An 11,565-nucleotide genomic window follows, 5' to 3' on the forward strand; every position below is an offset into this window, starting at 1 on the left:
GGGATTAGTTATGGCATTCAATGAAGATACACGCGTTAAAATACCAACCATTATGCATTTGGTTCGTTTAGGATATCAGTATTTATCACTCAAAACACAGCATTGGGATATTAACACCAATATTTTTCCTGAATTATTTCTTCCAGCGATTGCAAAAATTAATCCTAATCTAGAGCAAGATGATGTCAGGCGATTACTGGAAGAAGTAAAATTAACGTTAGATAATGAAGATTTAGGTAAAGCCTTTTATGAAAAATTAACAGCGAGTTCAGGCACAAAACTTATCGATTTCGAGTGTTTTAATAACAACAGCTTTCATGTGGTGACTGAGCTAACCTACAAAAATGGTGATGAAGAATTTAGACCCGATATAACGTTACTCATTAATGGCATGCCGTTAGTCTTTATTGAAGTTAAAAAACCAAATAATCCTGAAGGAATATTAGCTGAACGTGATCGAATTAATAAACGCTTTCAAAATAAAAAGTTTAAGCGCTTTATAAATATAACTCAGTTTATGATCTTTTCTAATAACATGGAATATGAAGATGGTGCTGTTCAACCACTACAAGGCGCTTTCTATGCTAGTGCCTCTTATGGTGAGCCTATTTTTAACTACTTTAGAGAAGAACAAACATTAATTTTACCTGAGTTTTCTAAGCCGTTGGATGAGCAAAAAGAGCTAGAAATTCTCAAAGATAATAACAAAGAGACGCTTCGAAGCAGTAATGAGTATCAGCTCAATAAAAATGAACTTAGGCCAACAAACCGTATTTGTACCTCATTATTAAGCAAAGACAGATTAGCTTTTATTTTACGCTATGCGCTTACTTATGTGGAAGAAACACAAGGGATTGAAAAGCACATAATGCGTTACCCCCAAATTTTTGCAACTAAAGCGATTGAGAACAAACTTAATGAGGGTATTAGAAAAGGCATTATCTGGCACACCCAAGGCAGCGGCAAAACAGCCCTAGCTTACTATAATGTTAGGTTCTTAACCGATTATTTTCAGCAAAAACAGATTATTCCTAAATTTTATTTTATTGTGGATCGGATCGATCTACTTACTCAAGCACAGCGAGAATTTACCTGTCGTGGCTTAACTGTTTATACCATTGATTCGCGTGAGGCATTTAGTCAAGATATTAAAGCCACTAAAGCGATTCATAATAATATTGGTAAGCCCGAAATTACCGTGGTCAACATTCAAAAATTTAAGGATGACCCCGATGTTGTTTCAATGAACGATTATGATGTCAGTATTCAACGGGTATACTTTCTAGATGAAGTACACCGCAGCTACAACCCTAAAGGTAGCTTTTTAGCCAATCTAGAGCAATCTGACCCTAACGCAATTAAAATTGGTTTAACCGGTACGCCATTATTAGGTACAGACTATAACTCGCGCCAATTATTTGGCGATTATATTCATAAATATTACTATAACGCCTCTATTGCCGATGGCTACACCCTAAGGCTAATCCGTGAAGAAATCGCCACTCATTACAAAATGGCTTTACAAAAAGCCTTAGAGGAAGCCGAGATTCAACAAGGTGATGTAGATAAGAAATTTATTTATGCCCACTCTAGCTTTGTTGAACCCATGCTGGATTATATTGTTACTGATTTTCAAAAAAGCAGAGGCGTCCTTGCTGACTCCACCATTGGTGCAATGGTCATCTGTGACAGTGCGGAACAAGCCAAGCAACTCTTTAAGCTATTTAATGATCGTTACCTACAAAATAACCAGTTGCTCAACCAGGCAGCGGCTAACGATAATGAACTGACTCCATTAAAAGTAGCAGAACCAATCACAACATATACTGTTAAACGTAAGCAAGATAACAAAGTTAAAACAGCTGCGTTAATTTTGCACGACGTAGGTACAAAACAACAGCGTAAAGACTGGATTGAAGACTTTAAAGCAGGCAAAATCGACTTACTCTTTGTATTTAACATGCTCTTAACAGGCTTTGATGCCAGACGATTAAAAAAGCTTTATTTAGGGCGTGTAATACGTTCTCATAATCTACTGCAAGCGCTAACGCGTGTAAATCGGCCTTATAAAGATTTTTGCTATGGTTACGTGGTTGATTTTGCAGATATTCGCAAAGAGTTTGATGCTACCAATAAAGCTTATTTCGAAGAACTACAAGACGAGTTGGGTGACGAAATAGAGGGCTACTCACAGCTGTTTAAATCGCAACAAGAAATTCAGCAAGAAATCGAACAGATTAAAGATGCACTTTTTAAATACAATATCACCAATGCTGAAATTTTTTCACAGCAAATTAATGAAATAGACAATCGTGAAACGATTTTAGCGCTTAAAAAAGCCTTAGCTAATGCCAAGACTCTATACAACCTTATTCGCCTACAAGGGGAGTCTAGCCTTTTAGATCAACTCGATTTTAATAAGCTTAACCTGCTTTACCGTGAAACGACTAATCGGCTTAATCTGCTCAACCTGAAAGAGAGCCTAGAAAAAGGCACAGAAAACACTAACCTATTGAATCTTGCCTTAGAAGATATTCTCTTTGAATTTATTAAAGTTGGGGAAGAAGAACTGCAACTGGCAGACGATTATCAGAAAACACTTAGACGTACCCGTGAGGCGCTGAACGATAATTTTGACCAAGATGACCCTAAATTTATCACCTTAAAAGAAGAGCTGGAACGGCTATTTAAGAAAAAGAACTTGAGTGCAACCACCCAAGAAGAAATGAAAGCCAATACCGAGGTACTCAATAAAATTTATGAGCGTGTTAAAATATTAAATGGAGAGGACAATTTGCTTCGTCAAAAATACTCAGGTGATGTAAAATATGTCCGCATTCATAAACGCTTAACAGAAAAAAACGAAATAAGCGCGAATGAACGTAAAATTTTCGAAGCATTAAATGGTGTAAAACACGATACCGATGAGCAAGTATTACAAAATTTACAACTTCTAAATAATGAAGGGTATTTTAAACAAATTACTATGCCGACGGTCATTAACCAATTTATGACGCAACAACAGATTAAATTAAATCCTGCTACCTCTCATTATATTAATGAGCTGGTGGTTAAAGAATACCTTAAAGAATTTACTAACGGAGCTCATTAGTGGTAGTAGAACTCTCTTTTCAAGAACAAACTAGAACCTTAATTGACGATCTAAAAGCTATTTGTGCTAACTATGGCCTGGGTAACGATGGCAACGAATTTAAAATCATCACCCAAGCTTTTCTCTATAAGTTTTTAAACGACCAATTTGCTTCAGCCGTTAAAAAAACGGATCCTCACATAGCTAAAGCCGATAAGTGGGAAGAAGTATTGACCTCAATGGAGGGTGAACAATACGAAATGCTCCTGTTGCGTTTACCCGCGGGGGTTGCGCATTTAAAGCCTGTGCACTTTATTGGCTATTTGTTTAACAACCAAAATCAAAAAGATTTTGCTAAAATCTTTGATGACACACTAATCGACATTGCCAGTAGCAATACCGACGTATTCTCCATTAAAACAGAAGGCGGGGCTAAGGTAGTTTTGTTTGACCGCGTCAGCAACTTTATTGCCGACGAGAGCAAAAAAGATGACTTCTGTCGTGCTATCATTAACAAGCTGGTAGCCTTTAGCTTTGAACATATTTTCTCAAAAGGCTTTGACTTCTACGCTACTATTTTTGAATACCTGATCAAAGACTATAACAGCAATAGTGGTGGTAAATATGCCGAATATTACACCCCTCATGCCGTGGCTCGTATTATGGCGGCGGTGCTTGTGCCTGTTGAACAACGGGGTAAAGTAAATAATGTCAGCTGTTATGACCCTTCGGCGGGTTCAGGCACCCTATTAATGAACGTCGCCCATGCTATTGGTGAGAGTCGGTGTAGCATCTATACCCAAGACATCTCACAAAAGTCCTCTAACTTATTACGCTTAAACTTGATTTTGAATGGTCTCGTGCATTCTATACCTAATGTGATACAGGGTAATACTATATTGCATCCTTACCATAAAGAAGGTAGCCACTTAAAACAGTTTGATTATATTGTATCTAATCCACCGTTTAAGCTTGATTTTAGCGACTATCGCAATGATTTAGACACCAAAGCCAATGAAGACCGTTTTTTTGCCGGTATTCCAAAAATCAAAGCCAAAGATAAGGACAAAATGGAAATTTACCAATTGTTCTTACAGCATATAATCACTTCCTTAAAACCTACAGGTAAAGCAGCCGTAGTCGTGCCCACCGGCTTTATTACGGCACAATCAGGAATTGATAAAAAAATCCGTGAGCATTTGGTGAATAATAAAATGCTGGCAGGCGTAGTCTCCATGCCCAGCAATATTTTTGCCACCACTGGCACTAATGTCTCGATTATCTTTATTGATGCCACCAATAAAGATAAGGTAGTTTTGATTGATGCTTCCAGCCTTGGTAAAAAAGTGAAAGACGGCAAAAACCAAAAAACTGTACTCACCCCAGCCGAAGAACAACAAATTACCGAAGCCTTCAACCAAAAACAAGCACATGAAGATTTTTCAGTTGTGGTGAGTTATGAGGACATTATCAACAAAAACTACTCTTTAAGCGCCGGACAATATTTTGACGTAAAAATTGAGTACGTGGATATTACTCCAGAAGAATTTGCTGCCAAAATGCAAGGTTATACTCAAAACTTAGACAATCTATTTAAACAGTCCCATGAACTAGAAGAAGAAATTAAAAAGCAGTTGGCGGGGTTGAAGTATGATTATTAAGCCACTATCAAGTATAGCGAAAAATATTTCAAGTGGACTTACTCCATTAAGGAGTAATCCATTATTTTGGGTCAATCCTACTGTACCGTGGCTAAAAACAGAGCAATTAGGTAATAAATATATTTTTGATACAAAAGAATATATTTCTGAAGAAGCTGTTAAAAAAAACAATATGAAGATATTCCCTAAAAACACTCTATCAATTGCTATGTATGGAGAGGGAAAAACACGTGGTAATTTATCTATTTTAAAGACTGAAATGGCAACCAATCAAGCATGTTGTAATATAGAAATAGACCCTGAATATGCTGACTTTGAATATGTTTATTATTTTTTAAAAACACAATACCAAAATATTCGTAACCTATCATCAGGAATAAGAAAAAATTTGAACTCAAATGATATCAAAAATTATCTTATTTATTTACCTGATAGTAAGCAAGAACAAATTAAAATCTCCTCAGTACTAATGTTGATTGATCAAAAAATCGAACTAAACAACCGCATTAATACTGAATTAGAAGCTATGGCGAAAACCTTATATGACTATTGGTTTGTACAGTTTGATTTTCCTAATGAAGAAGGAAAGCCTTATAAAAGCTCAGGCGGTAAGATGGTTTATAACAGCACTTTAAAACGTGAAATACCTGAGGGGTGGCTTTTTAAAAGACTTTCATCGCTAACGAACATAATAACTGAAACAATTATTCCAGAAAAGAGTGCCTCAAAGATATTTAAATATTTTAGTATTCCACAGTTTGACGAAAATAAAATATATAAAATAGAGTATGGATGCAACATTAAAAGTAATAAGTTTAGAGTTACCGAAAATGATTTATTAGTATCTAAATTAAACCCTTGGTTTAATAGAGTAGTATATCCAATGGCTGCAGAAGACCAAATATGTTCAACTGAATTTGTGGTTTTAAGAACAGATAATTTTGAAAGTAAAAGTTTTTTGTATTGTATAACCACGTCGAAACCATTTATTGATTACTGCTCTCAATCGTCCACAGGAACATCAAATAGTCATAAAAGAATAGATCCAAATTTAATAATTGATTATGCAATTCCTTTTCAGCAGCAAACAATTGAAAAATTTAGTAATATTTCCAACCCGATTATTAGAAAAATTATTAAAAATTATTATGAAAATGCTCGTCTAGCCTCACTAAGAGATTTTCTTCTCCCCATGCTAATGAATGGTCAAGTTACAGTGAAATAACAGCACTCGCTTTAGTTTGACTAAAGCGAGTATTTTTTAAAGCTAATATATGAGTGTTATAATGATAGACTTAACCTGATCTTGATAATCCAACCTAGTGGTCCTAAACGCTCCTAACTGAGACTTACAAATCATCCCAAACAAATACTTCGCAGGATTACGGATGTTTTGCGGCAAACAAGCGGTCATCTTAATAAATAAAGCCTTAGAAAATATACTATTTAATGAAGTTAAACAATCAGAAAGTTGAAAATTCTTTGTCTTAAGGTCAAACACTTTATGAAAATCTACGAGAACATCATTATCGGTAACTTTCTATTTGGATTAGGCTATCGTATTGGCTCTAAAAATACTGATTTATCATTTACTAGCCATATTAATCTACTGCAGCAGACACCTGCTGATAAGTTATTAGGTGATTTAATGGCTAAGCTAGGAAACAAAGTTTACTTAATTGAATTCAAGGAAGCTAAGAATCATTCTAACAAAGAATTAATCCGTCATAAGATGCTAGAAAATATCTTAAAGAATGAACAATATTACGACCTGCTATCAATCTCTAAAAAAATCCATTGGTATATAGAAACTAGCGTAACCCAAGATGATTTGAATAACCACACCTTAGTCAGCAGAATTGGTCCCTATGTTGAGATGAATTCACTACCAGAGCATCAGCCAAATGTATTTAATAAATTTATTGAGTATATCGCAAGCGATGTCTCCAATGGTTCAGATGACTATACTCCAGAAGATGCTGAAAGGTATTTAAATATAGTACGTAAAACATTAGGTAATGGTGGAAAATGTGGTTCAGGAGGATTATTACTATCCATCAATCCTAAAGGTGAAATTCATTATGTGGTGATGAAAGATATAATGGATCTAAGAAAGGATTATAAATACTGGCGAAACTCTCTACAGCAAGAGTGGAAAGGAAAAGAAGTAGAAATTAAACAACAACACATCATCAGACATAGAAGAGAAATAGAAAGAGATGGACCAAGCTTTGAGAGGTAATTATGAATAATAACGACGAATACAAAGTAATGAATAAACAATTGCAAGATGGCTTTGATGCATTAGCTATATTAATGAATAACCAAACACAAAGCCAAGAAGACATCAAAAATGCTATTAAAAGGTCAATGCAACTGCATCAAACTATTGAACATACTGTTCACCAATTTATTCAAGATGTTCCGAATACCATTAAAGGTGCCGCAGAAACAAGCGCCAATATTGTCTCCACAAAAGTAATAGGTGACTTACAAGAACTTGATAGAAAAGCCCAACAAACTGCAGATACCTTAGCTGAAGCAGCAAAAAAATTAAAATGGAAGATAATTATTATTAATTGGTCCGTTTTAGCTTTATGCTTTGTGATGATGCTCATATTTGTAATTTGCTATATACCTACTTTTGATGAAATTGAAAACAGACGTGCAGAGCTAACTTATTTAGAGCATTCTATTCAAAATCTAGAAGCTCAAGGAGCAAGAGCTTCATTAACTAACTGTCCTGTAGGAAAGAAGAAAATGCCTTGTATCAGAACCGATGAAACAAAACATAAACTTCCCTTTCGTAGTCACAATGGTAAGGAGGAACAAACTTTTCGCTTAATCTACCAAATTAAATAATGATAAATATTTCTTAAATCAGGCTGCTGCAATATTTATTACAACGCCACTTAATAAAGCACAGAGAAGAATTATTAACAATAGTAAAATACTGAAATCACTAACGCTAAATATATTAATTAAGAAAGAATAATAGTTGGCACTACAAATGCTTTAGCTCAATGATAAACAAAACCAGACTAGTGCCCTGCAACAAAGTATTGAATATTTTGTCAGACTTTCTCTCTAGCAAATGTCTAAATAGTTAACAAAATTATAAAATACATATCATTGTTTTAGCTAATACCATTTATTTACAATAGCCAGAAAACAGTGTTATATTTTTGACTAACATTTCCAACTAAAAACGATTTATGGATATTATCTAAGCAAGTTTAAAAAATTATCAGTCAATCCTCTTCACAATAATTATAAAATGTAGCTTTTTATAAGAAGCAATATGAGAATTAAGTAATGGCATCTAGAAAATCTCTTTTAGATTTACAAAATGATTCAGCAAAAAAATTTTTTCTAAAACATGAAAGCTATTGCAATATTGATTTACCAATATATTTCTCATTTACAGAGTTGCTGCAAAAATTAGCTGAGGAATTAAATCATCGAACACTGAATGAATTATCTAACTTAAAAAAAATAAAAAATCTAGATGATGTAAATTATACTCTTTATACAAATAAAGATGGCAAGCTCTCATGGAGACCTTTACAGATCATCCATCCTTTAGTATATGTTGCTTTAGTAGATAAAATTACAGAACCACAAAGCTGGAGCAAAATAAAAGAAAGATTTAAAAAATTTCAACAGAACCCTAAAATTCGCTGTTTAAGCATACCTGTCAAAGCAGAAAATAAACAAAGAGACAAAGCTCAACAAATCTCACAATGGTGGGAAGCTGTAGAACAGGAGTCAATAGCGTTATCCATTGATTATGATTTTATATTTGAAACAGATATAGCAGATTGTTATAGTTCAATTTATACACATTCTATCGCATGGGCTATTGAAACAAAAGAGATTGCAAAAAAAAATCGTGGGAGAGACTTGCTTGGCAATTTTATTGATTCTAGCATTCAGGAGGCACAGTACCAACAAACAAATGGTATACCACAAGGCTCTGTTTTAATGGATTTTATAGCCGAAATGGTTCTAGGATATGTTGATGAGCTACTAACAGGAAAAATAAAAGAAAATAATATTGATGATTATTTTATACTCAGATACCGAGATGATTATAGAATTTTTGTAAACTCTACGAATAATGGAAAAATTATTTTAAAATTACTATCTGAAATATTGAGACCATTCGGTTTAAAACTTAATTCAAGTAAAACAAAAGATCATAATAATGTTGTCATGGCATCTATCAAAAAAGATAAACTAGCCTGGTTACAATTACCAAATCCAGAAATAAATAATCTTACATTACAAAAACATATTCTATTAATTAAATACCATTCTTTAGAGTATCCAAACTCTGGTAGTCTCACAACAGCACTTAACAAATTTCAAAAACGTATTACAAAAGAAAAGGATAAAAATCTTAGTCAATACTCAAGACAAATCATCAGTATTGTCGCAGATATTGCTTATCTAAATCCTAAAAGTATTTCGGTTTGTTGCGCTATAATTAGTCAATTCTTAGTTATATTGAATGAGGAAGAACAAAAAAATCTTGCAATGAAAGTTTATCAAAAGCTAGAACGTATGTCTGATTCCGGATTTGCTCAAATATGGCTACAACGCATGTTAAAAAATAAGTTACCTGATATAGAATTTTCTGAACATCTATGCCAAATAGCTTTAAAAAATAAACAGATACAACTATGGAACCATTCATGGGTGAATGATACAAAAATTCTAAAAATATTGAAAAATGAATCAATTTTTAATCAAAATATTTTTGATAGTTTAGATGATAGAATTAATTTTACAGAATTTGATATATTTGCATATCCTAATTAATAGCAGTAATTATCATCAAAATTTAATCTATACTAGTTGGAACCAGTGCCGATAGTAATCAGTTCCTATAAGTATTCTTGTCTTTGTTGATATCTTTTTACTTGGTCTTTAATGATTGTAGGGCTACAATATCTAAATTTCCTGCGGGATTACGGACAATAAATCCTTCAGTGATGACAAACGAAAAATCTTATTTGACCAGATTCGATACTTCTTCGCAATAAATAATCCTCCTCGCTTTTCTCTATTTGAATATGCGTACTTTATCGATGATTAGCTTGGCCTTTCTAACTTTCTAAACTTAAACTCCTTCTATGTTTGTACATACTCAACAAAAATTAATTTTATCTGAAAAAATTTTCCAAAAATTTTAATCTTGTTTTTCGCCCGTACACGGGTTAACACCCGATGTGATTAAATACAGAGACTGTTGCCGTTAAGAACGTACTTTCTATAAATTTATATCAGAGTTAATCCTCGAAAGAGATCCATTTTTGTATACTTTCTCAGTAAAAGCGAAATAGCGATTGCCTAGTAATGTTCTGCTTAATGTTAAGGTAAAGACCAGCCCTGTCCTTAAGGATATATACATTAAGGGTAGATTTGGCTCATCGGATTGATAAATCGGTTGGAAGTGTTATCCTCTTATTCGTTGTTCAAAGTATTTTCATGACAAAAATAACTAGGAACTAAGAAACACTACCTTGTAATGATCGAGTATCTACCTGACCTAAAAAATATATTATAGGAAATAAAATACCCAGTTAAAACAGCTGTCTAAAATGAATATAGCTGTGGACTTAAATGTACTTGCTTTAATAAGTAGAGTTAAATAGATTGCAATAGACAATAAATTTAATATTAATTTTATTATTTCAAATAGTTATATAAATTTTAGAAATTCTTAGGAGAAGATTCAGTACGGAAACGAGGTTCGAATTCGCGAATTCAACCTTGACTAAAAATAAAATTATATAAACACCAATTGACACAATAAAATAAAATCAGTTTAACTTATGATTTATAATTCACAAAACTCAGACAACAATAACAATTTGATAAATGACATATGAAAGCACTTATTTCAATCGACTATACCAACGACTTTATTGCCACAGACGGAGCACTGACAACCGGTCAGGCGGGACAAGCCATAGAAAACGAAATGGTAAATCTGACCAGAACGTTTATTGAGCAGAAAGATTTTGTGGTATTTGCAATTGATGCGCACGAACCTGATGATAAGTACCATCCGGAAAATAAATTATTTCCGCCGCATAATATCATAGGTACCCACGGTCAGAATCTCTTCGGTTCATTGAAACAGCTCTACATAGCCAATCAAACCAATCCGCAAGTTTACTGGATGAATAAACACCACTACTCTGCATTCAGCGGAACAGATCTGGATTTACGCCTGCGTGAAAGAAATATTACCGAAATACATTTAACCGGTGTATGTACTGATATCTGCGTATTACATACAGCAGTTGATGCATATAACCTTAATTATCAGATTGTCGTGCATCAGCATGCTGTTGCCAGCTTTGACCCGGTAGGACATTCATGGGCATTAAAGCACTTTCAGAATACTTTAGGAGCTACCATAATCTGATTATTTACCTCCTCTGCTTCTGATTAATCTTCCCTGAAATCACAATAGTAATCAGTGTATAAATACAGATTACTGCAAATACATATTGGAAAATTTATTGAAAAGTATATCTTATAATAAAAATATAAAATGGCACTATAGGATAAAGTAAGAATTATTGGGAAGTGATAAACAATCAAAAATTCATGTTTTAAATTAAAATATTTGGAACAATCATTGTAAATACCCCATTGTTAGCACACAAACTAAGTAGAAAATCATGCTATTTGTTTCATGTTTCTATATTCAATTGGTGTCATATTATTTAATGCTTCATGCGGTCTTTCTGTGTTATATATTTCTAACCATTCTTCCGTTATTTTTCTTGCTTGTTC

8 protein-coding genes are annotated in these 11,565 nt (G+C 33.5%); 7 read left to right on the plus strand and 1 reads right to left on the minus strand.

All coding sequences use genetic code 11. From position 1 onward, the window contains the following. Nucleotides 1-10 precede the first annotated feature (10 nt). From GYX91_RS08395 to GYX91_RS08425, 7 genes are all read left to right on the plus strand, one after another. Nucleotides 11-3,112 (plus strand): type I restriction endonuclease subunit R, encoded by a 3,102-nt coding sequence (locus tag GYX91_RS08395; RefSeq protein ID WP_174830574.1) that lies wholly within the window; start codon nt 11-13, stop codon nt 3,110-3,112. Then, nucleotides 3,112-4,752 carry an N-6 DNA methylase gene (locus GYX91_RS08400; protein ID WP_174830575.1) on the plus strand — a complete coding sequence of 547 codons (1,641 nt, stop codon included), beginning with the start codon at nt 3,112-3,114 and terminating at the stop codon, nt 4,750-4,752. Before GYX91_RS08395 ends, GYX91_RS08400 begins: the two co-directional genes overlap by 1 nt. Next, nucleotides 4,742-5,977, plus strand: a complete 1,236-nt coding sequence (locus tag GYX91_RS08405; protein WP_174830576.1) for a restriction endonuclease subunit S — start codon at nt 4,742-4,744, stop codon at nt 5,975-5,977. The genes GYX91_RS08400 and GYX91_RS08405 overlap by 11 nt, the downstream gene beginning before the upstream one ends. A gap of 279 nt (nt 5,978-6,256) precedes the next feature. Continuing rightward, entirely contained in the window at nt 6,257-6,994 is a 738-nt protein-coding gene (locus GYX91_RS08410) for a hypothetical protein (RefSeq protein ID WP_174830577.1), read from the plus strand. A gap of 2 nt (nt 6,995-6,996) precedes the next feature. Beyond that, nucleotides 6,997-7,614, plus strand: coding sequence for a hypothetical protein (locus GYX91_RS08415; protein WP_174830578.1), 618 nt, complete (start codon nt 6,997-6,999; stop codon nt 7,612-7,614). Between the two features lie 453 nt (nt 7,615-8,067). Next, nucleotides 8,068-9,576 carry an RNA-directed DNA polymerase gene (locus tag GYX91_RS08420; protein WP_174830579.1) on the plus strand — a complete coding sequence of 503 codons (1,509 nt, stop codon included), beginning with the start codon at nt 8,068-8,070 and terminating at the stop codon, nt 9,574-9,576. 1,069 nt (nt 9,577-10,645) lie between these two features. Beyond that, on the plus strand, nt 10,646-11,191 hold the full coding sequence (locus tag GYX91_RS08425; protein ID WP_084561254.1) for a cysteine hydrolase family protein: 546 nt from the start codon (nt 10,646-10,648) through the stop codon (nt 11,189-11,191). A gap of 257 nt (nt 11,192-11,448) precedes the next feature. Here GYX91_RS08425 and GYX91_RS08430 read toward each other — a convergent pair. Continuing rightward, nucleotides 11,449-11,565 (minus strand): integrase core domain-containing protein (locus GYX91_RS08430; RefSeq protein WP_144340592.1); only part of this gene is annotated, 117 nt, incomplete at its 5' end.

Source organism: Snodgrassella sp. ESL0304, from assembly GCF_013344995.1.
Classification (GTDB): domain Bacteria; phylum Pseudomonadota; class Gammaproteobacteria; order Burkholderiales; family Neisseriaceae; genus Snodgrassella; species Snodgrassella alvi.